Here is a 20,051-nt window from a genome sequence, read left to right as displayed (position 1 = left end):
ATAGCAGGCAGAAGACGGTGAGCGGCCGACGAGCCGCCCACCGTCTTCCTTCGTTCGGGGGCGGGGCGAGGGGTGCGGACGCGTGCACGGCCCTGGGGTCCGGTCCGGCGTCCAGACCGTCGTCCAGACGAGGGACCAGTCCGGGGACCAGTCCGGGGTCAGGTCAGGTGCCGGGGCGGACGCCGGGTCGGGCGTCGAGCCTGGGCCCCGGCGGCAGACCGGGCGTCAGACCAGAAGCTCGGCGCCAGGGTCGAACAGCAGGCCAGAACCCGGCGGCGGGCCTGGGATCGAGCCTGGGGGCGCGGGCGGGGTCGGACCGGGACCTGGCGGCGGGCCCGGCGGTGGTGGCGGGGTCGGACCGGGGCCCGGCAGCGGACCTGGCGGCGGGCCTAGCGACAGGTCAGGACTGGGCCCGACGGCTGGCCGAACTTCAGGTCAGGGGTGGTCCCGGCTCCGGGTTCGGGGCCGGCTCCGGGCCCGGCGGGATCGGGGACGGCGGAGGCTCCGGCGGCAGAGGACTGGGCGGAGGGCCGGGGATCGGGCCCGGGGGCGCGGGCGGGATCGGGCCTGGACCCGGCGGCGGGGCCGGGGGAGGAGGCGCGGGAGGCGGGGTCGGGCCGGGGCCCGGGGGCGGACTGGGCGGCGGGCCCGGTGGTGGTGGCGGGGTCGGACCGGGGCCCGGCGGCGGACCTGGCGGCGGGCCCGGTGCCGGAGGGGGCTCCGGGGCCGGGGGCGGCTCCGGTGGGGGCACGGGGTGCGGTCGCGGCTGCGGATGCTGGGGGTCCGGACCCGGCATGGGCGAGGGCGAGGTGGGGTCCGGGTACGGCTCGGTCATGGCGTCCTCCGGCCAGTCGGTCGACATCGGCTCTGGACTACTCCCCCACCTACCCGACCCCCGCGCCACCAGTCACCCGACGGAGGCACGGCGAGCAGCCGGGCGGACTCACCGGACACGCGGCGTGTCCCGCTGGAGGCCGGCCGCCCCGTCGCCCACTCGTCCGGGGCCGTCCCCCTCGCGTGCGGGGCGACCCGCCGGTCAGGACCTTGGGCAGGGCGTGCCGTTCGCCGGGCCCGTCGGCCACCTGCGGCTCCCTCGGCGACGCCCTCGGGTCGCGGCACGTGCCGGGAGCGGCCAGCAGCCGGGTGGGGCGGTCAGGCGGGGCGGTGCAGGGCCGCGCGTGCCGCTGCCTCGAAGCCCGGTCGCGGGCTGGAGAGGACGGGAACCGGCGTCGTCGTGAGGTGCTGGGCGGGGGCCATGGAGGCCTGGGCGAGGACGACGGCGTCGGCGTGGGTGACCCGGTCGGCCGCGGCGGCCACCTCGCGCACGTATCCCCCGGTGTCACCGGCCTCGAAGCGGGACCATGCGGAGTCGACGAGCACAGGCCGGACGGTGACGGCGCGCCCGGCACGCCGGGCCTCCTCCTCGATGAGCGCGGTGGTCGGCGCGAGAGTGCTCGCCACCGCCGCGAGGAGGACCACCCGCGGCCCGGCGGCGACCGCGGCGGCCGCCATGGGCCGGTCCACCCGCAACACCGGCGCGGCGAGCCCCGCCGCCCCTGCCTCCTCCGCGACGCCTCCGAGGGTCGAGCAGGTGCACAGGACCGCCCGGGCCCCCTCGGCGACCGCCCGGCCCAGCACCGCCCCCACCGCGTCCGCCACCGCCCCCGGACCCTCCCGGCGGGCCCGGCCCAACAACTCCTCGTCGACGAAGTGCCGTAGCCGGAGGCCGGGGTGGGTCTCGTCGCGCAACGCGTCGAAGACGGGGACGTGCACCGGCGAGGTGTGCAGCAGGGCGAGCATCGCCGCTCAGAACCGTTCCGGACGCGCCGCGAGCGACCGCCCGGGTCGTTCCAGGACGAAGTGTCGAACGTCGCTCACGGTCACGCTCCTGGTCGATCAGCTCGATACGGCCTGCGACACCGTACAGCCAGTGGCACGCCGTCAGGCCGGATCCCGGCGCGGCACGTGGCAGGAGCGCGTGATCCAGGCATCCGGCCTCAGCCCGCTCCACCACCCGCCCCGGGCACCCTGGCCGCGACGGCCTCGAGCAGCAACTCCAGCGCGAACGGGTAGGCGCTGAGCGGCATGTCGGCGGCGAGCAGACGGACGGTGGCGGCGATGTTGGGGTGGGTGCTCGCGTCCAGGCCGCCGTAGCGGACCAGCCACACCTGGCGGTCGGCCGCCTGCGCGGGAGCGGGCATGGCCAGCGCCGCCGCGTCCAGGACCGCGAAGGCTAGCGCCTGGTCCACGAAGGCGTGGTAGATGCGCACCGCTTCCTGGTCGTGGAAGCCCGCCGACCGCAGGACGCCGAGGATCATCTCCACGGCCCTCATCTCGTTGTCCCGCCCGGTCGTGCGGTGCGCCGCCAGCAGAGCGGCCTGCGGGTGCGCCTGGTACGAGGCATGGACACGCAGGCCCAGCTCACACAGGTCGGTACGCCAGTCGCCGATGGGCTGCCAGCCGTGCTGGGCACGGCCGATGAGTTCGTCGGCGATGGCCAGCAGCAAGTCGTCGGTGTCGCGGAAGTACCGGTAGAGCGCGCTCGGATCGGCGCCCAGTGCGCCGCCCAGCCGCCGGACCGTCAACGCCTCCGCACCGTGCTGGCCGACCAGGCGCAGGGCCGTCTCGACGATGACCCGCTCGGACAGCACCGTGCCCTGCTTCGTCGGCCTTCTCCGCCGCCTCTGCGGCTCCGGAACCACACGCTCAACCATGAGCCGGAGCTTATGACAACACCATTGACGTGAGAAGTGGAGGAGGATTTCATGACCTGCCATCCGGCCCCTTCGGCCGCTTCCCCCTACCAGCAAGGCGAAGATCGTTGGCAGTACCAGCGGAAGTCCATCGGTGTCGTCGACGGCATGGTTCTCGCCGCGTCGAGCACCGCGGCCGCCGGCAGCACCGGCATCGGACTCGGTCCGATGGCGAGCATCGTCGGCCCGCACCTGCCGGCGATCACGCTGCTGCACCGCAGGTCGCCCTGCTTCGCCCGCCCCCACGATGCCGCCGCCGGCAACAAGCCGACCAGCACCGGCTGACCAGCACCCCGCGGACGCACGACGCGGACCGCGACACCTCGTTCGTCTCCCACGGCCCACGAGTGGGCCGCCGACCACCAGGAGCATCTCCCATGACCAAGGCCGATCTGGTCTTCACCCAAGGCCCCGTGCACACCGGGGATTCCGCCCGCACCCGGGCGAGCAGCCTCGCCGTCACCGGGGAGCGGATCACGGCCGTCGGCCACGACGAGGTACGGGAGCTGATCGGCCCGAGGACCGAAGTGGTCGACCTCGGTGGCAAGCTGCTGCTTCCCGGCTTCCAGGACTCCCACGTCCACGCCGTCTACGGTGGCATGGAGCTCGCCGAGTGCGATCTCAGCGGCACCGTGGGAGTCGACGAATACCTGCGCCGGATCCGCGAGTTCGCCGACGCCCACCCCGACAGCGCCTGGATCACCGGCGGGGGCTGGTCCATGGAGAGCTTCGAGGGCGGCCTGCCGACCCGGCAACTGCTCGACGCCGTGGTGCCGGATCGGCCGGTGTACCTGGTCAACCGCGACCACCACGGTGCCTGGGCCAACACCCGCGCGCTCGAACTCGCCGACGTCACCCGACACACCCCGGACCCCGACGACGGCCGGATCGAACGAGAGGGCGACGGCACGCCGAGCGGCGTCCTCCAGGAGGGAGCCACCGGCCTGGTGGCCCGCCTGGTGCCCCGGAAGACCGCCGCCGACCGCCTCGACGGCCTGCTGCGCGCTCAGCGGCTGCTGCACTCGCTCGGCATCACGGGCTGGCAGGACGCCCTGCTCGGCGAGTTCAACGGCCAGCCCGACCCCTCCGACGCGTACCTCACCGCCGCGCGCGAGGGAACCCTCACCGCCCGGGTCAACGGCGCGCTCTGGTGGGACCGTGGCCGAGGCTCCGACCAGATCCCGGAACTGGTCTCCCGCCGCAAGGAACTGACCCACGGCAGGTTCCGGGCCGGCTCGGTGAAGATCATGCAGGACGGCATCGCGGAGAACTTCACCGCCGCGATGACCAGCCCCTACCTGGACGGCTGCGGCTGCGCCACCGCCAACAGCGGCCTGAGCTTCGTCGACCCGCTCGCGCTGCGCTCGCACGTCACCGAACTCGACGCGCTCGACTTCCAGGTGCACTTCCACGCCCTCGGCGACCGCGCGGTACGCGAGGCGCTGGACGCGATCGAGGCGGCCCGTGCCGCCAACGGCCGCCGTGCCACCCGGCACCACCTGGCCCACCTGCAGGTGGTCCACCCCGACGACATCCCGCGCTTCGCCCGGCTCGGCGCGATCGCCAACATCCAGCCGCTCTGGGCCTCCCACGAGCCGCAGATGGACGAGCTGACCATCCCCTTCCTGGGGCCCGAACGCGCCGGCCGGCAGTACCCGTTCGCCTCCCTGCTGCGCGCCGGCGCGACTTTGGCGGCGGGCAGCGACTGGTCCGTGAGCAGTCCCGACCCCCTCGCCGGGATCCACGTCGCCGTCAACCGGATGCAGCCGGGGGCGACCGGCGGCCGGGTGTTCCTGCCCGAACAGCGACTCGACCTCCCCACCGCGGTCGCGGCCTACACGGCGGGTTCGGCCCACGTCAACGGCCTGGACGACACCGGCACCCTGCGGCCGGGCCACCTCGCCGACCTGGTGGTCCTCGACCGGGACATCTTCACCGCCCCGGCCGAGGAGATCCACACGGCCCGGGTTCTGCGGACCTACGTGGGGGGAGCGCTGGTGCACTCCGCATCCTGACGGATCGTCATCGGGGCGCGGCACCGGCCGTGGGCTCGCCGCCGCGCTGTGACGACACCCTGATCTCCAGCTTCGCGCGCACCAAGGTGCCCGTCGGCTCCTGACTCCCGCTCTCGAGCGCCGCGACGAGTTGCTCGATGCCCGCTGCCGCGACGCGCTCCGGCTGCAGGCTCAGGGTCGTGACGGGCGGGTCGGCGTGCGCGGCCGAGGAGTCCTCGCTCGCGCACACCAGCAGCAGGTCTCCCGGCACCGACAGGCCCAGGCGGCGCGCGGCGTCGAGCACCAGCGGCGGGTTGGCCTCGGTCAGCACGAACAGGGCGTCGGGCCGGTCGGGAGCGCTGAGGGCCCGCTCGACCGCTTCGACGGCAGGGCCGTTGCCCGGCCGCACCGACAGCGTGATCCGAGGCGCGGCACCCTGCCCGGCGCACCAGCGCCGGTAGACGTCCAGGGCCTTGGTGTTGAAGCGGGTCGGGGTGTCGGGCGCGACGACCGCGATCCGCTGCGCGCCCTGGGCGTGCAGGTGGTCCAGCACCTCGCGCATGGCGGCGTCGGTGTCGATGTCCACCCAGTGCGTGCCGGGGCGGCCCTCGACCGAACGGTCGGTGGACAGCGGGACACGGGCGGCGATGAAGTCCTCGATCAGCGGATCGTCCTCGAGCGGGTCCGCGACGATCGCGGCGTCCAGCGGTAGATCGGCCCACTCGCTGGGCGAGGAACTGGTGGGCAGCAGCACCAGGGCGTAGCCGTGGTGCAGGGCTGCGGTCGCGATGGCGCTGGTCAGCTGGGCGAAGTAGGGGGAGTTCATGTAGGACCCGGGGGTTGTCGGGTACTCCCCGACGGCGTAGCCGATCAGCCTGGCGTGCCCGGCGCGCAGCAGCCGCGCGGTCGCGTTGGGCCGGTAGCCGAGGCGCCGTGCGGTCTCGCGGGCGCGTTCGCGTACGGCCGGCGAAAGGCGTCCGGTGCCGTTGAGCGCGGCGGAGACGGTGGTCTTGGACAGGCCCGCCTCGCGGGCGACGTCGACGAGGCGGACCCGGGGCACGGCGGCCGAGAGGCCGTGTCCGCTGCGGCGCGGAGGTTCGGTCATGCGCTGAATGGTGCCAGCCCCGCGCGCCGCCGTCACCCGCCTCTGACCTCAAAAAAACCGTTCCCGCAAACCCTTGTGAAGGAACGTTCCCGCATCAATACTCGCTGCCATCCACAGCACCCCCACTACCCTCGAAAGGGGTGGGTTCCTTGCGTGTCTCCAGATCCACCACCCTGAGATCCACCGTCCTGTTCGCCGGAGCCGCCGTCCTGGCCGCGACCGTCTCCGGCTGCTCCGGCGCCTCGTCCGTGAGCGGGAAGTCCCCCAGGGGCGGCGCCTACCAGATCTCCGCGGACACTCCCGCAGCCAAGGGCCCGATCCCGTCGTTCACCTGGTCGCTCTTCGCCGAGCCCTACTCCCTCGACTACACGCAGGCCTACGACTACCCGCCCAACACCGTCCTTGCGAACGTCTGCGAGCAGCTGTTCCGCACCGAGCCGGACATGAGGATCGTGCCGAGCCTGGCTCTGAAGTCGACCCATCCCGACCCACTCACCTGGGTCTACACCCTGCGTCCCGAAGTGAAGTTCCACAGCGGTGAGACCATGACCGCGGACGACGTCGTCGCCTCCCTCAAGCGCCACCTCGACCCGCGCGTGGGATCGGCCTGGGACAGCACCTTCAGGAACGTCGCCTCGATCACCAAGACCGGCCCGCTCGAAGTGACGATCAAGCTCAGCAAACCCGACGTGCTGTTCAACGAGATGCTGGCGGCCTCCCCCGGCACCATCGAGAGCGCGGCCTTCCTGGCCAAGGCCGGCCGGGACTACGGCAGCCCCAAGGGCGGCGTCGACTGCACCGGCCCCTACGCACTCGACAAATGGGCGCAGGGCGACAGCATCACCCTGAAGAAGAACCCCTCCTACTGGGACACCTCGCTGACCCCCGAGGCGGACAGCGTGAAGTTCGTCTTCATCCCGGACCCGGCCGCACGCACCAACGCCTGGCTCTCCGGCACGGTCGACGGCGGGTACCTGGTCCCCTCCACCGCCTTCGCACAGCTCAGGTCGGCCTCCCAGGGCAAGCTGTACTTCGGCCCCAACACCGCTGCCTCCGACCTGGCCGTGATGAACCTCAAGGGCACGCTCAGCGAGCTGAAGGTCCGCCAGGCCCTGTCCATGGCGCTGGACCGCAAGAGCATCATCAAGGCCGCCGCCGGCGGGGTGGGCCTCCCGGCCAAGGCTCCGGCCGCACAGGGTGCCTGGCTGACCGTCCCGGAGCGGACGGCCCACTACTTCGACGCCCTGCCCGACCCGGTGTACGACGTCGACGGCGCCAAGAAGCTGATCCAGCAGGCCAAAGCGACCGGCAAGAAGGTCGTCATGGCCACCAGCACGCTCGCTCCGGAGATCACTGTCGTCGCCAACGCCGTCCAGGCAGCGGGCAGGCAGATCGGTCTGGACGTGCAGCTCAAGCCGGTCTCGCCGGACGGGTACAGCGCGCTGTTCACCGACCCGCACGCCCGCGCGGACATCGATCTGGTCTTCACCAACGGCTACATCAACTCGCCGGACCCGCTGGAGTTCTACCAGTCGTTCCGCACCGGCGACTTCGCCAACTACGGCAAGTACTCGAACCCCGACTACGACGCGCTCTACGACAAGGCGGCCGCGACCGACGACCCGGCGGCCCGTGCCGACCTGACCGCCAAGCTCCAGGAGATCACGGTGCACGACCTGCCCGGGATCCCGATCTACGAGGCTCCCCACTCGGTGTTCCTGGGCAGCCGGATCACCGGCGCCCCGGCCGGCATCGCCCAGCTGTACTACCCCTGGGCCGCGAAGATCGGCTCCGCGAACTGATGACCCGCTACCTCCTCGGCCGGCTCCTGGGGCTGGTGGCAGTGCTGCTGATCACCTCCTTCCTGGTCTTCAGCGCAGTGCACCTGGCCCCCGGGGATCCGGTGTCCTTCCTCCTCAAGGGCCACCCGGTGTCGCCGGAGACCAAGGCCGCGATCCGCGCCCAATACCACCTCGACGACCCGTTCTTCACCCAGTACGTGAAGTGGGTCGGCAACGTGCTGCACGGCGACTTCGGACGCTCCGTGCAGTTCCGGCAGGACGTCGGCTCCCTCGTGGGGTCGCGCCTGCCGGGCACGGCCTTCCTCATCGGGTACTCGGCCGTGCTGGTCTGCCTCGGCGGCGTGCTGGCCGGCATCCTCGCCGCGCTGCGTCCCGGCGCGGTCGACCGCGTGGTGCTCCTGTGCACCGGCGTGGCCACGGCGACCCCACCGTTCGTCAGCGCCATCGTGCTGGTCTCGGTGTTCTCGGTGCAGCTGGGCTGGTTCCCGGGCCCCGGTGCCACCGGCACCGGTTTCACCGACCGGCTCTACCACCTGACCCTGCCCGCCGTCGCGCTCGCCGTCACCCTCGCCGGGCTGCTGGCCCGGGTGACCCGCTCCTCGATGCTCGACCAACTGGGGCGGGAGCATGTCGAGGTGGCGCGTTCCCGCGGGGTCGCCGAAGGCGACGTGGTGCGCCGGCACGTGCTGCGCAACGCGCTCGGTCCGATCGTCACCGTCGGCGGCACGATGCTCGCCGGACTCCTGGTGAGCACCTCGATCGTGGAGACCGCCTTCAACGTCTCCGGGGTCGGCTCACTGCTCGTGCAGGCGGTGGCGGTCAAGGACTTCCCCGTGGTGCAGGCGATCACGCTGATCACCGTGGCCGCGTTCGTCCTGGTGAACCTGGTCGTGGACCTTCTCGCGCCGCTCATCGACCCCCGGCTGAGCCTCACCCGGCGAGGTGCCTCATGACCACCACGGTCGACGTCACCCCGCTGCGCCGGCGTCCGGGCCTGCGCCGCCTGCGAGTGTTCGGGCAGGGGCCGCTGTTCGTCGCGGCCATCCTGCTGCTGGCCGTGCTGGTGGCCGTCGCCGTGTTCGCGCCGCTGCTCGCGCCGTACGACCCCGACACCCTCGACCTGCAGGCCACCCTTGCCGGGAGCAGCGGCGACCACCTCCTGGGTGCCGACCAGTCGGGCCGCGACGTGCTGTCGCGCCTGCTGTACGGCGCGCGCTCCGGGCTGCTGGGACCGCTCGTCGTCGTCGCGTTGTCGACCCTCCTCGGCATCCTGGTCGGCGTCGCGGCCGCCTGGCGCGGCGGCTGGGTGGACACGGTCCTCTCCCGGTCGATGGACCTGGTGTTCTCCTTCCCCGGCCTGCTTGTGGCGATCATGTTCGTGGCGGTCACCGGACCGGGCATGACCGCGCCGGTCGTCGCCATGGCGGTCGCGTACACACCGTACGTGGGCCGCCTGGTGCGCAGTATCGCCCAGCAGGAGAAGGCCCGTCCGTACATCGAGTCGTACCTCGTCCAGGGCTGGTCGGGCTGGACGATCTGCGTCCGGCACCTGCTGCCCAACATCGCGCCTACGGTGCTCGCCCAGTCTGCGATCAACTTCGGGTACGCCCTGATGGACCTCGCGGCGCTCTCCTTCCTCGGCTTCGGAATACAGCCGCCCACCGCGGACTGGGGCGCGATGATCAACGAGGGTGAGGGCGCGCTGCTGCAGGGCGCGCTGCTGCCCGCGCTCGCGCCGTCCCTATGCATCGTGCTCGCCGTCGTGGCGTTCAGCATCGTCGGCGAGGGCATCGCCGACCGGGTCGCGAAGCGGGATCGGTGAGGCGAATGACCGTGCAGCAGAATCTGCTTGAAATCGACAACCTCACCGTGCGGCTGCCCGAGGGGCGCGCGGCCCGGCCGATCCTGGACGGCGTGTCCCTGCGCGTCGCGGCGGGTGAGACCGTCGGCCTGGTCGGCGAATCCGGTTCGGGCAAGTCGGTCGCCTGCCGCAGCGTGCTCGGGCTGCTGCCCGACAAGGCGCGGACGGACGGCGCGGTCCGTGTGGCGGGCCGCGACGTACTGACGCTGGACCGCGACGGACTCAAGGAACTGAGGACCCGTCAGGTCTCGATGATCTTCCAGGACCCGCGTGCCTCGGTCAATCCGATGCGCCGCGTCGGCGACTTCCTCACCGAGGGAATGCGTGCCGTCGGCGTACCTGCGGCGGCGGCAACGGACCGTGCCGAGGAACTCCTCGACGCCGTGGGCATCCGCGACCCGCGAGGCGCGTTGCGACGCCACCCGCACCAGTTCTCCGGCGGCATGCTCCAGCGGGTCGTCATCGCGGCGGCACTCGCGAGCCGGCCCTCACTGCTCGTCGCCGACGAGCCGACGACCGCGCTGGACGTCACGACCCAGGCCGAGGTCATCGCGATCCTCACCCGTCTGCAGGCCGAGCGCGGCACGGGGATGCTCTTCGTCACCCACGACCTGGAACTGGCCTCGGCCATCTGCGACCGCGTCTACGTCATGTACGCGGGACGGATCGTCGAAACGCAGGCCGCGGGCGACCTGTTCGAGCGCCCGCGCCACCCGTACACGGCCGGCCTCCTCGCCTGCACACCCCGCGTCGAACCCGACGCGGCACCGCCACGGCCCATCCCCGGCCGCCCGGTCTCGCTCGCCGAGTCCCCGGCCGGGTGCGCCTTCGCCGCGCGCTGCGCGCACGCGCAGGAGCGCTGCTCGGTCGAGAAGCCCGCCCTGCGGCAGGCAGGCGGCCAGGGCCTGGCCGCCTGCCTGCGCGCCGAAGAAGGGATCCTGCTGTGACTGCCCTGACCGAGAGCACCGGCGCGTCCGGTCTGGTGGTGGACGGCCTGCGCAAGGAGTTCGGCGGCCACACGGCGGTCGACTGCGTCTCTTTCACCCTGCGGCCGGGTGGCTCACTCGGCATCGTCGGCGAGTCCGGATGCGGCAAGACCACCACGGCACGCATGCTCGTCGGCCTCGAGACGCCCGACGCCGGCACGGTCCACCTGGGTGGGCGCGACCGTTCGGCGCGTGCCCGCAGCCGGGCCGAGCGCCTGGCCCGGGCCCGCGAGATCCAGATGGTGTTCCAGGACCCGTACCTCTCCCTCGACCCGCGCATCAGTGTGAGCGCGTGCATCGAGGAGGTCCTGCGCCTGCACTTCCCACTGGACGCCGCCCCGGCGCGGCGCAGGCGGGTCGCCGAACTCCTCGACCAGGTGGGGCTGGGAGAGCGCGAGGCCGCGGCGCTGCCCCGCCGGCTGTCCGGAGGGCAGCGTCAGCGCGTGGCGATCGCCCGGGCGTTGGCGGCCCGGCCGCAGGTGCTCATCCTCGACGAGGCGGTGGCCGCCCTCGACGTCTCCATCCAGGCGCAGATCCTCGACCTGCTTGCCGGCATCCGCCGCGACGAGGGCATCGGCTTCCTCTTCGTCAGTCACGACCTCGCGGTCGTCCGGCACATCACCGACGAGGTGGTCGTGCTCAGGGCCGGAAGGATCGTCGAATCCGGCCCCACGGCATCCGTCCTGACCGGCCCCGGGCATCCCTACACCCGCCTCCTGCTCGACTCCGTACCGCGGCCCGGATGGGATCCGGCCCGTATCTCCGCAGGCCGCCGCGCGCTTGCCTGACCCCTCTGACCTCGTCCCGAAGGACCATCACATGACCGATCTCACCGACCTCGCCCATCTGCCGGCCACCGAGGCCCTGCGCCGGTTCCGTGACCGCTCCCTGTCACCAGTCGAACTGATGACCGCGATCGTCGCGCGCGCCGAAGCCGTCGAGCCGAAGATCAACGCCCTCGCCGAGCGGACCTTCGAGGAGGCCCTCGCCGCCGCCCGGGAGGCCGAGGCGCGGTACGCGGGCAGGGGCGAGGGGCCCCGCGCGCTGGAGGGTCTCGCCGTGGCGACGAAGGAGGAGCAGCCCATCGCCGGCCGCCGCAGTACGGACGGATCCCTGGCGTTCCAGGACGAGATCGCCGAGCAGACGCACCCGGTCATCGAGCGGATCCAGGCTGCCGGCGGCATCGTGCACGCCCGGACGACGACCCCGGAGTTCAGCTGTGCGGGGTACACGCAGTCACGGCTGTGGGGCGTCACCCGCAACCCGTGGAACCTGGAATTCACTCCGGGCGGTTCCTCGGGCGGCGCGGGCGCCGCGCTCGCGGCGGGCGAGACGACACTTGCGACCGGCTCCGACATCGGCGGCTCGATCCGCATCCCCGCTTCGTACACGGGCACGGTCGGCTTCAAGCCGCCGTACGGGCGCGTGCCGGCGATGACGCCGTTCAACCTCGACACGTACTGCCACGACGGTCCGATGGCGCGCACCGTCGCCGACTGCGCTCTGCTGGAGAACGTCATCGCGGGGCCCCACCCGCTGGACGCGGTCTCGCTGCGGCCGGAACTCGTGCTGCCCGAACGGTTCGAGAGCGCCGAGGGGCTGCGGGTGGCACTGTCGGTCACCCTCGGGGACTGGCCGGTCGATCCGGAGGTCGAGGCCAACACCCGTGCGGTCGCCCAGGCACTGCACGCGGCCGGGGCCGTCGTCGAGGAGGTGGAGGTCCCCATCATGCGGGCGGACGTGATGCGGGCGGCGATGATCCACTTCGGTTCCGTCTTCGGCCCCTACATCGGGTCGGTCGCCGCCGAACACGGTGACCAGCTCACCACATACGCGCTCGACTTCGCCCGGCGGGCCGCCGAGGCCGTCCGCGAGCCCGGCAGTTTCCTGCAGGGCCTCGAGATCGAGGCCGCGGTGCAGACGACGCTCGGCGCCCTGCTGGACCGCTACGACGTCCTGCTGTGCCCGACCACCGCCGTCCCGGCGCTCAAGGCGGACGACGACCACCTCTCGACCAAGGTCGTGATCAACGGCGTCGAGCTGGACTTCTACCTGGAATCCGCAATGACCACGGTGTTCAACATCGCCAGCCGCTGCCCGGTGCTGAGCGTCCCGTCCGGTTTCGCCTCGACCGGAGTGCCGACGGGGGTGCAGGTCGTCGGGCGCACCTACGACGACACCACGGTGTTCCGCGCCGCGGCGGCGATCGAGGCCGTCCGCCCCTGGAACGGGGTCCCGGTCCTCTGACTCGACGCCTCCTGGTCGATCAGCTCGATACGGCCTGCGGGCTGCGCTCCTGGTCGGAACCCGGCACCGGCTCGGAGGCGTCGGCGCCGAGCGCCACCATACGGTTGTCCGCGTCGACATGGACGACCCGCGGCCGCAAGGCCCGCGCCTCCGCGTCGGTGACCTGGGCATAGCTGATGATGATCACCAGATCCCCGGGGTGCACGAGATGCGCGGCAGCCCCGTTGATCCCGACGACCCCGGACCCGCGCTCCCCCTCGATGACGTACGTCTCCAGGCGGGCGCCATTGGTGACGTCGACGATGTGGACGAGCTCACCGGGCAGCAGATCGGCTGCGTCGAGCAGGTCCGCGTCGATGGTCACCGATCCCACGTAGTGCAGGTCGGCCTGGGTGACCGTGGCGCGGTGGATCTTGGACTTGAACATGGTGCGCAGCACTTTGGACTCCTGGAAGACGGCTCCCCGCCGGCTTTCTGCAGGTCAGGGGCGTCCTTCACTGTACATCGGCATGCCCTGGATCGACTCAGCCGCCGCTCTTGCGCCTGAACGACCGCTGGCTCGTAGCCGGGCCGTGCGCCGCACGCACCTTCGACGCGTCGGGGTTGGCGGCAACATCGGCGCCGTCCGCCTGCGCACCGCGCTTGCGCGCCAGGGCTTCGCGGAACTTGCGCTTGAGGTCGTAGTTGCCGTCACTGTCCGGCGCCAGAGGGGACGTCTCGGGGGCGGCCGGCTCCGAACCTTCCGTGGACACGGGCTCTGCGGTCATGGTGACCTCCTGGGTTCGGGGGTGGGCAAGCACAGCTTGCCATGCCGGACGCGGTGCGGGGCGTCGGCAACACCATCCTGCTCCGTTTCGGCGGGTATCCCTCTCGCGGCCAAGGGCGTTCGCTTCGTCAGGTGAGGCGCACAGGACGGCTTGGGGCCGGCCCGAGGGTTGTCGATCCCGTGGCCAGTGCCCCGACAGGCAACGTTCGCCCCGTCGCGGCACTGGGTCGTTCACTGCCAGGGCGACGGCTCTCAGCCGTTGCGACGCACGAGGGCGGCCTTGCGGGCCTCGGCGAGCTTGCGGGCCTCGCCGGCCTTTCGGGACTTGCCGCCGGCGCCGCGAGAGGTGCCCTTGCTGGTGCCGAGGCCGCGGAAGGGAGCGTTGGTGTTCTTGGGCCGAGGGACGACGGGCCCGCCGTCGAGCGGGGTCCCGGAGGGAGCCTTGGCGCCGGTGATCCGGCTCAGCTCCGCCTCGCCGGAGCGCACCTTGGTGACGGTTGCCTCGATGCCGGCCCCGGCCATCATCTGGCTCGTCTCGCGGCGCTGGCCCGCCAGCACGAGCGTGACCACGCTGCCGGACTCACCGGCGCGGGCGGTGCGGCCCGCCCGGTGCACATAGTCCTTGGGGTCGGTGGGCGGGTCGACGTTGACCACGAGATCGAGGTCGTCGACATGCAGGCCACGGGCCGCGACATTGGTCGCCACCAGAACGGTGATCTCGCCGTTCTTGAACTGCGCCAGGGTCCGTGTGCGCTGTGGCTGGGACTTGCCGCTGTGCAGGGCCCCGGCGTGCACCCCGCTGGCCCGCAGATGCCGGGTGAGCTGGTCGACGGCGTGCTTGGTGTCGAGGAACAGCAGTACGCGGCCGTCACGGGCGGCGATCTCCGTGGTGACGGCGTAGCGGTCAGGGCCGTGGACGACCAGAACGTGGTGCTCCATCGTCGTGATCGTGCCCGCCGACCGGTCGACCGAGTGGACGACGGGGTCGTGGAGGTAACGGCGGACCAGCTGATCGACGTCGCGGTCCAAAGTGGCCGAGAACAGCATCCGCTGACCGTCGGGGTGCACCTGGTCGAGCACGTCGACAACCTGCGGCAGGAATCCCAAGTCGCACATCTGGTCGGCCTCGTCCAGCACGGTGATCCTCACCCGTCCCAGGCGGCAGGCGTTGCGCTCGATCAGGTCGTGCAGGCGTCCGGGGGTGGCGACGACCACCTCGGCTCCCTGGCGCAGCGCGGCAATCTGCCGGCCGATCGACATGCCGCCGACGACCGTGGCCATCCGCAGCCGCAGTGCCTCGGCGTACGGCGCCAGCGCCTCGGTGACCTGTTGGGCCAGCTCCCGGGTGGGCACAAGGATCAGAGCGAAGGGCTGCTTCGGCTCGGCGCGCCGCCCAGCCGTACGTGTCAGCAGCGGCAGGCCGAAGGCGAGCGTCTTGCCCGATCCGGTGCGCCCGCGTCCCAGGACGTCGCGCCCCTCCAGGGCATCGGGCACTGTGGCGGCCTGGATCGGAAAGGGTTCGCGCACCCCGAGTCCGCTCAGTGTCCGCAGCACCTCCACCGGCAGTTCCATACCGGCGAAGGAGACGGCCGGGGGCAGCGCCGGGGTCGTGGCCTCGGACTGGGCGGGACCGCCGTGAGCGATGCCGGAGTCATCCGGATGTGTCATGAACAGCCTTCCGCAGGGAACGTACCGAGGAAGGCCCGGCAGGATCGAACAGCCCACACACAGGCGGAACCGAACAAGCGAAATCGCCCACCGCGACAACCACGCAAACGCATGACAGTAACACAGGGCATAACATCGCGCCCGTGATACCGATCGCCCCACCCGCATCGCTGACCCGACGCAGCCCGACAGCCTTTCCGGCACAGAGATCACGGAGGCGATGGATCACCCCGTCCCACTCTCCGGGTAACGTCAAGGTATGAGTCATCCGCACCCCGAACTGAAAGCCGCCCCTCCCCTGTCCGAAGGAGGGCTGCGGGTGATCGCCCTGGGCGGCCTGGGTGAGATCGGCCGCAACATGACCGTCTTCGAGCACGCGGGCAAGCTGCTCATCGTCGACTGCGGCGTGCTGTTCCCCGAGGAGACCCAGCCCGGCGTGGACGTGATCCTGCCGGACTTCACCTCGATCCGGGACCGGCTGGACGACATCGTCGCCGTGATCCTCACCCACGGCCACGAGGACCACATCGGCGGCGTGCCGTACCTGCTGCGCGAGAGGTCCGACATTCCCCTCGTCGGCTCCAAGCTGACACTGGCGTTCCTGGAGGCCAAGCTCAAGGAACACGGAATCCGGCCGCGCACGGTGCGGGTGCGGGAGGGCGACCGGCGTGGCTTCGGGCCCTTCGACTGCGAGTTCGTGGCGGTCAACCACTCCATCCCCGACAGCCTCGCGGTCGCGATCCGCACCCGGGCCGGGATGGTGCTGCACACCGGCGACTTCAAGATGGACCAGTTCCCTCTCGACGACCGCATCACCGATCTGCGCGCCTTCGCCCGCCTCGGCGAGGAGGGCGTGGACCTGTTCCTCACCGACTCCACCAACGCCGAAGTACCCGGCTTCACCACCTCCGAGCGTGAGCTGAACCCGGCGATCGAGCAGGTGATGCGCACCGCGCCACGCCGGGTCATCGTCTCCAGCTTCGCCAGCCACGTGCACCGCATCCAGCAGGTCCTGGACGCCGCCCACCAGCACGGCCGCAAGGTCGCCTTCGTCGGCCGGTCGATGGTCCGCAACATGGGCATCGCCCGTGACCTGGGCTATCTGAAGGTCCCCTCCGGTCTGGTCGTGAGCACCAAGGAGCTGGAGAAGCTCCCGGACCACAAGATCACTCTGGTGTGCACCGGCTCCCAGGGCGAACCGATGGCCGCGCTGTCACGGATGGCCAACCGCGAGCACATGATCCGCATCGGCAAGGGCGACACCGTCCTGCTCGCCAGCTCCCTCATCCCCGGCAACGAGAACGCCATCTACCGGGTGATCAACGGACTCACCCGGTGGGGCGCCCACGTGGTCCACAAGGGCAACGCCAAGGTGCACGTCTCCGGGCACGCCAGCGCCGGCGAACTCGTCTACTGCTACAACATCGTCAAACCCCGCAACGTCATGCCCGTGCACGGCGAATGGCGCCACCTGAGGGCCAACGGCGACCTCGCCATCCGTACCGGTGTCGACCCCGACCGCGTCGTCATCGCCGAGGACGGCGTCGTCGTCGACCTGGTCGACGGGCGCGCGTCCATCACCGGCAAGGTCCCCGCCGGCAACGTCTACGTGGATGGCATGGAAGTCGGCGGCGCCACCGAGGCGTCCCTCAAGGACCGCCTCACCCTCGCCGCCGAAGGCGTGGTCACGGTGGTGGCGATCGTCGACGCGGACACCGGCGCCCTCGCCGAGGCCCCCGACTTCCTGGCCCGCGGCTTCGTCCACGACGACGCCACCTTCGAGCCGGTCATCCCCGTCATCGAGAAGACCCTGGCCACCGCGGCCGAGGAGGGCGTCGGGGACGCGCGCCAACTCGAACAACTCGTCGCCCGCGCCGTGGCGAACTGGGCGTTCCGCACCCACCGCCGCAAGCCCCTCATCATCCCCGTCATCATCGACGCCTGAGCCCCAGCCCGGCAGCACGGTCCCTGGTTAGGGCCGCGGCCCCGCCGGCATCGAGGTCGGGCACGGGAGTCAGCAGCCACCCCGGGAGGCCGGGGTGGCACGCCATCGCTATCGCGGCGTCCGGCATCTCCCGGACTCTCGGCGGCTCGGCGGCTCGGCGGCTCGGCGGCTCGGCGGCTCGGCGGCTCGGCGAGGAGGGTGTGGTCGGTACTGGTCATCGCGGTCCGTGCCATCGGTGCGGAAGTAAGAGCGTCGGCACTTGGCCCGGCGGCCCTGTGTGCCGCCGTGCTGAACGGCGATGTTCCGGTGAGTGGCACACGGTGCGGTATCGGCCTCGGGAACATCGGTACAGCCGTTGGCGCCGAGAATGATCATGGTCGGCTATCACACCGGCTGGGGGCTCTGCCGGGGTTCACGAAAGATCGTTGGGCAGGTGTCGGGGCTGGCTACGGTCCGGCTCGTGCCGGTGGAATTTCTGAGTGATGAGCAGGCCGAGGTGCACAGGTCGTTCGCCGAGGAGCCGACGAGGCCCGAGCTGGAGCGGTTCTTCTTCCTGGACGACGTGGACCGGGACTTGATCGCCCTGCGGCGGACGAAGCACCAGCAGCTCGGCGCTCCAGATGTGCACGGTGCGGTACGTCGGCCTGTTTCTGGAGGACCCGCTCGCGGCGCCGTGGCCGGGGGGAGCATCTCTCAAACTTCCCCCGCCGCGGGCATGATCACCGGCTTAGCGTTAACCGCTGTACCGCTGCTCCCCAAGGCCGGTGATCCTCCTGAGGGGCGTGCGATGATCCTCCGATGCCCTCACCCGTGGAATCCGTGGCCGCTGCCGTTTCCGCCGAAATCGAGGACCTGCTCGGCACCCCCGTCGCCCACCTGGAGGAGTTGGGCGGGCACCCATGGGTGCTGCGCGCCCACCTCGCCGATGGCCGCACCCGCATCGTCAAACGCCTCCGCCCCGGCGGCTACGGCCTGCGCTCCGCCGCAGAACTGATGCGTTGCGAGCGGGCCGCGCTGGAGCTGCTCGACGACCTGGGCCTCGCCGATTCGGGCCCGCGGCTGCTCGCCGCAGCGCCCGACACCCGGATGCTGGTGATCGAGGACCTCGCTCCACGCGTCGAGCTCGCCGAACTGCTGCGCCGTGATGGCCTCACGCCGGAGCTGGACGACCGGCTCACCGACTTCGCCACCGCCCTGGGCGCGCTCGCTGCCGCCTCCATCGGGTGCTCCGAGTCGTTCGCCGCACGCCGCACCGTACTGGGCAGCTCTGCGAAGGCGCTCGGGGACCGCGAGCACGCTTGGGGGAGCGGGTGGCGCACCACCGCCGAGCGGGCCGCGGACTTCGGCGTCCCGATGTCTGACGCCGCCGAGCGCGACCTGCGGGCGGCCGCGGCCGAACTCGCCGAACCCGGCCCGTTTCTGGCGTTGACCAACGGCGACCCCGAGGCCCACAACTACCTCACCTCGCTTGACGGAGACGGTCGTCTGATCGACTTTGAAGGAGCGGGTTTCCGTCACGCCCTGACGGCCGCAGCCGTTTTCTGCGTGCCGGGGCCGCTGTGGATGGCGGTATCCGGGCCGCGGCAGCTCGCCGCGTTCCGCACCGCGCTGGCCCGTGCCGCCCCGGAGGCGCAGGACGACCGGCGGTTCGGCTTCGGCCTCGCTTCCGCCGCCATGATCTGGGTGGCGGTCCGCGCCGGCGAGGTAGGCAAGCGGGATGCGCGGCTGCCGGGCGATGCCTCCCGCGCTCAGCTTGTGATGCTGCTGGAAACTGGGGCACGGACCGCTGACGCGCATACCGTCCTGCCCGACCTGGCCGGCTGGTGCAGGTCCACTGCCGCAGTGCTGCGCCGACGCTGGCCCGATGCGGACCTCGACACCGCAGGAATCCCGCCCTACACCTGGCGCGAGCGTTCCTAGGCAAGTGCACACCGGCTGAAGTCGGTGTCGTCAAACGAGGGATCTATCGACACTCGACTCAGCCGGAGCGTTTCCGCAGGTCGGCGGTGTCGGTAACCGGTGTCGGCAATCAACGTCGGCAAACGATCGACTCGGGCGACGCTACCCGCCGGATACTTGTCCCCTGGTGGAGATAGGAGCCCGGGGCCTGGGGGAGGCCGCCGGTCTGCCGGGGGACACGGAGGCGGATCGTGGGGTTGCGGAAGACCAGCCCGTTCTTCTTCACGTGCCGGAACAGCGAGCGCAGTGTTCACCTGGCGGCCCGGCGCCAACAGCCCTTCCTGCAAGTAGTACTTGATCGTCGCGGTGGACGCATCGCTCCGCTCGCTCAACTCCGCCAACCGCATGTCTTGCGCCCTTCCTTGGGTCGCGTCACCATCCAAGCATGGAGCAGTCGGACAGTGTCGCCGGCCAATGGCTGCGAGGGGGGCGCCGTGTTCGGAAAACCCATGGTCGTGAGCCGTACCACCGCGGCTGCCGAAGGGGACGTGGTCGTCCTGCTGATCGGCATGCGGATCAACCACTTCTGGGCGGCGCACCACTGGCTGCCGGTGTTCCTGGCAATGCCCCGCATGCTGCGTGAGCTGAAGAAGCAACCCGGGCGCGGTCTGCTCGGACACGTCCTGCTGACGGCGTCCCCGCGGACGTACTACGTCGTGCAGTACTGGGAGTCCAAGGAGAAGCTGTACGCCTACGCGTCGGCGTCCGACATGTTGCATCACAAGGCCTGGGCGGACATCAACCGCAAGGAGAAGGCGGGGAAGCTGCGGCAGCACGTGGGGATCTGGCACGAGACCTATGTGGTGCCCGAGGGCTCGTACGAGTCGATCTACGGTGACATGCCGCCCTTCGGGCTCGGCGCCGCGCACGGCGTCCTGCCCCTCGAGAAGCGGGGGCGCCGGGCGAAGGACCGGTTCGCGTACCGCACAGCGAAAGCCGGGCAGGGGGAGCCGTCGTCGGTGTAG

General features: G+C 71.5%; 17 protein-coding genes and 2 pseudogenes. 12 read left to right on the top strand and 7 right to left on the bottom strand.

The genetic code is table 11. The features are described from left to right. Positions 1–1,152: 1,152 nt before the first annotated feature. On the bottom strand, positions 1,153–1,800 hold the full coding sequence (locus tag ACIHCX_RS09420) for an arylsulfatase (RefSeq protein ID WP_400028156.1): 648 nt from the start codon (positions 1,798–1,800) through the stop codon (positions 1,153–1,155). Positions 1,801–1,997: 197 nt separating this feature from the next. After that, positions 1,998–2,714, bottom strand: coding sequence for a TetR/AcrR family transcriptional regulator (locus ACIHCX_RS09415; protein ID WP_400028154.1), 717 nt, complete (start codon positions 2,712–2,714; stop codon positions 1,998–2,000). Between the two features lie 51 nt (positions 2,715–2,765). Between ACIHCX_RS09415 and ACIHCX_RS09410 the strand changes: the two genes are divergently transcribed. Together ACIHCX_RS09410 and ACIHCX_RS09405 are read left to right on the top strand one after the other, a co-directional pair. After that, positions 2,766–3,038, top strand: a complete 273-nt coding sequence (locus ACIHCX_RS09410) for a hypothetical protein (protein WP_400028152.1) — start codon at positions 2,766–2,768, stop codon at positions 3,036–3,038. Between the two features lie 92 nt (positions 3,039–3,130). After that, on the top strand, positions 3,131–4,768 hold the full coding sequence (locus tag ACIHCX_RS09405) for an amidohydrolase (protein WP_400028150.1): 1,638 nt from the start codon (positions 3,131–3,133) through the stop codon (positions 4,766–4,768). A gap of 7 nt (positions 4,769–4,775) precedes the next feature. Here the strand turns inward: ACIHCX_RS09405 and ACIHCX_RS09400 are convergent, their stop codons facing one another. Then, the gene (locus ACIHCX_RS09400) at positions 4,776–5,852 is read right to left on the bottom strand and encodes a LacI family DNA-binding transcriptional regulator (RefSeq protein ID WP_400028148.1); all 1,077 of its coding nucleotides are present in this window, start codon (positions 5,850–5,852) and stop codon (positions 4,776–4,778) included. 149 nt (positions 5,853–6,001) lie between these two features. On the opposite strand from ACIHCX_RS09400, the gene ACIHCX_RS09395 reads away from it, so the two are divergent. Genes ACIHCX_RS09395 through ACIHCX_RS09370 form a run of 6 tightly spaced genes read left to right on the top strand, consistent with a single transcriptional unit; the run spans position 6,002 to position 12,748 of the window. Beyond that, positions 6,002–7,654: an ABC transporter substrate-binding protein gene (locus ACIHCX_RS09395; RefSeq protein WP_400028146.1), complete on the top strand. Its 1,653-nt coding sequence runs from the start codon at positions 6,002–6,004 to the stop codon at positions 7,652–7,654. Beyond that, entirely contained in the window at positions 7,654–8,607 is a 954-nt protein-coding gene (locus ACIHCX_RS09390) for an ABC transporter permease (protein ID WP_400028144.1), read from the top strand. The genes ACIHCX_RS09395 and ACIHCX_RS09390 overlap by 1 nt, the downstream gene beginning before the upstream one ends. After that, complete coding sequence (locus tag ACIHCX_RS09385) at positions 8,604–9,476, top strand: ABC transporter permease (protein ID WP_400028142.1); 873 nt, start codon at positions 8,604–8,606, stop codon at positions 9,474–9,476. The genes ACIHCX_RS09390 and ACIHCX_RS09385 overlap by 4 nt, the downstream gene beginning before the upstream one ends. Positions 9,477–9,481: 5 nt before the next feature. Further along, positions 9,482–10,462 carry an ABC transporter ATP-binding protein gene (locus ACIHCX_RS09380; protein WP_400028140.1) on the top strand — a complete coding sequence of 327 codons (981 nt, stop codon included), beginning with the start codon at positions 9,482–9,484 and terminating at the stop codon, positions 10,460–10,462. Then, positions 10,459–11,289, top strand: coding sequence for an ABC transporter ATP-binding protein (locus ACIHCX_RS09375; RefSeq protein ID WP_400028138.1), 831 nt, complete (start codon positions 10,459–10,461; stop codon positions 11,287–11,289). The genes ACIHCX_RS09380 and ACIHCX_RS09375 overlap by 4 nt, the downstream gene beginning before the upstream one ends. Before the next feature lie 31 nt (positions 11,290–11,320). Next, the gene (locus tag ACIHCX_RS09370; protein WP_400028137.1) at positions 11,321–12,748 is read left to right on the top strand and encodes an amidase; all 1,428 of its coding nucleotides are present in this window, start codon (positions 11,321–11,323) and stop codon (positions 12,746–12,748) included. 19 nt (positions 12,749–12,767) lie between these two features. Here ACIHCX_RS09370 and panD read toward each other — a convergent pair whose 3' ends face one another. The 3 genes from panD to ACIHCX_RS09355 all read right to left on the bottom strand — a co-directional run bounded on the left by panD (position 12,768) and on the right by ACIHCX_RS09355 (position 15,182). Continuing rightward, the gene (panD, locus tag ACIHCX_RS09365) at positions 12,768–13,187 is read right to left on the bottom strand and encodes an aspartate 1-decarboxylase (RefSeq protein ID WP_400028135.1); all 420 of its coding nucleotides are present in this window, start codon (positions 13,185–13,187) and stop codon (positions 12,768–12,770) included. A gap of 85 nt (positions 13,188–13,272) precedes the next feature. After that, complete coding sequence (locus ACIHCX_RS09360; RefSeq protein WP_400028133.1) at positions 13,273–13,515, bottom strand: DUF5302 domain-containing protein; 243 nt, start codon at positions 13,513–13,515, stop codon at positions 13,273–13,275. A 251-nt stretch (positions 13,516–13,766) separates the two neighbouring features. Next, a complete protein-coding gene (locus ACIHCX_RS09355) occupies positions 13,767–15,182 on the bottom strand; it encodes a DEAD/DEAH box helicase (protein WP_400028131.1) in 1,416 nt (471 codons plus the stop codon). A 259-nt stretch (positions 15,183–15,441) separates the two neighbouring features. Here ACIHCX_RS09355 and ACIHCX_RS09350 point away from each other — a divergent pair, with 259 nt between their 5' ends. The 3 genes and pseudogenes from ACIHCX_RS09350 (at position 15,442) to ACIHCX_RS09340 (ending at position 19,047) form a co-directional block, all read left to right on the top strand. After that, positions 15,442–17,127 (top strand): ribonuclease J, encoded by a 1,686-nt coding sequence (locus ACIHCX_RS09350; protein ID WP_400028129.1) that lies wholly within the window; start codon positions 15,442–15,444, stop codon positions 17,125–17,127. A 460-nt stretch (positions 17,128–17,587) separates the two neighbouring features. Continuing rightward, positions 17,588–17,807: pseudogene (locus tag ACIHCX_RS09345) on the top strand (DUF4158 domain-containing protein); the annotation flags it as partial. Between the two features lie 118 nt (positions 17,808–17,925). Next, positions 17,926–19,047: a hypothetical protein gene (locus tag ACIHCX_RS09340; protein WP_400028127.1), complete on the top strand. Its 1,122-nt coding sequence runs from the start codon at positions 17,926–17,928 to the stop codon at positions 19,045–19,047. A 275-nt stretch (positions 19,048–19,322) separates the two neighbouring features. Here ACIHCX_RS09340 and ACIHCX_RS09335 read toward each other — a convergent pair. Continuing rightward, positions 19,323–19,433, bottom strand: a pseudogene (locus ACIHCX_RS09335) (MerR family transcriptional regulator); the annotation flags it as partial. A 102-nt stretch (positions 19,434–19,535) separates the two neighbouring features. Between ACIHCX_RS09335 and ACIHCX_RS09330 the strand changes: the two are divergent. Then, positions 19,536–20,051: a DUF4188 domain-containing protein gene (locus ACIHCX_RS09330; protein ID WP_400028671.1), complete on the top strand. Its 516-nt coding sequence runs from the start codon at positions 19,536–19,538 to the stop codon at positions 20,049–20,051.

It is taken from the genome of Streptomyces sp. NPDC052043, from assembly GCF_044548235.1.
Lineage (GTDB): Bacteria > Actinomycetota > Actinomycetes > Streptomycetales > Streptomycetaceae > Streptomyces.
The sequence above is the reverse complement of the archived record's forward strand: the minus strand, read 5'-3'. Positions and strand labels throughout refer to the sequence as shown.

What these genes read in the sequence shown, in the direction of transcription:
- ACIHCX_RS09390 (WP_400028144.1), top strand. Translation starts at nt 7,654, where the DNA reads ATGACCCGCTACCTCCTCGGCCGGCTCCTGGGGCTGGTGGCAGTGCTG.
- ACIHCX_RS09410 (WP_400028152.1), top strand. Translation starts at nt 2,766, where the DNA reads ATGACCTGCCATCCGGCCCCTTCGGCCGCTTCCCCCTACCAGCAAGGC.
- ACIHCX_RS09380 (WP_400028140.1), top strand. Translation starts at nt 9,482, where the DNA reads ATGACCGTGCAGCAGAATCTGCTTGAAATCGACAACCTCACCGTGCGG.
- ACIHCX_RS09360 (WP_400028133.1), bottom strand. Translation starts at nt 13,515, where the DNA reads ATGACCGCAGAGCCCGTGTCCACGGAAGGTTCGGAGCCGGCCGCCCCC.
- ACIHCX_RS09355 (WP_400028131.1), bottom strand. Translation starts at nt 15,182, where the DNA reads ATGACACATCCGGATGACTCCGGCATCGCTCACGGCGGTCCCGCCCAG.
- ACIHCX_RS09330 (WP_400028671.1), top strand. Translation starts at nt 19,536, where the DNA reads ATGGTCGTGAGCCGTACCACCGCGGCTGCCGAAGGGGACGTGGTCGTC.
- ACIHCX_RS09405 (WP_400028150.1), top strand. Translation starts at nt 3,131, where the DNA reads ATGACCAAGGCCGATCTGGTCTTCACCCAAGGCCCCGTGCACACCGGG.
- ACIHCX_RS09340 (WP_400028127.1), top strand. Translation starts at nt 17,926, where the DNA reads ATGCCCTCACCCGTGGAATCCGTGGCCGCTGCCGTTTCCGCCGAAATC.
- ACIHCX_RS09385 (WP_400028142.1), top strand. Translation starts at nt 8,604, where the DNA reads ATGACCACCACGGTCGACGTCACCCCGCTGCGCCGGCGTCCGGGCCTG.
- ACIHCX_RS09420 (WP_400028156.1), bottom strand. Translation starts at nt 1,800, where the DNA reads ATGCTCGCCCTGCTGCACACCTCGCCGGTGCACGTCCCCGTCTTCGAC.
- ACIHCX_RS09415 (WP_400028154.1), bottom strand. Translation starts at nt 2,714, where the DNA reads ATGGTTGAGCGTGTGGTTCCGGAGCCGCAGAGGCGGCGGAGAAGGCCG.
- ACIHCX_RS09370 (WP_400028137.1), top strand. Translation starts at nt 11,321, where the DNA reads ATGACCGATCTCACCGACCTCGCCCATCTGCCGGCCACCGAGGCCCTG.
- ACIHCX_RS09400 (WP_400028148.1), bottom strand. Translation starts at nt 5,852, where the DNA reads ATGACCGAACCTCCGCGCCGCAGCGGACACGGCCTCTCGGCCGCCGTG.
- ACIHCX_RS09350 (WP_400028129.1), top strand. Translation starts at nt 15,442, where the DNA reads ATGAGTCATCCGCACCCCGAACTGAAAGCCGCCCCTCCCCTGTCCGAA.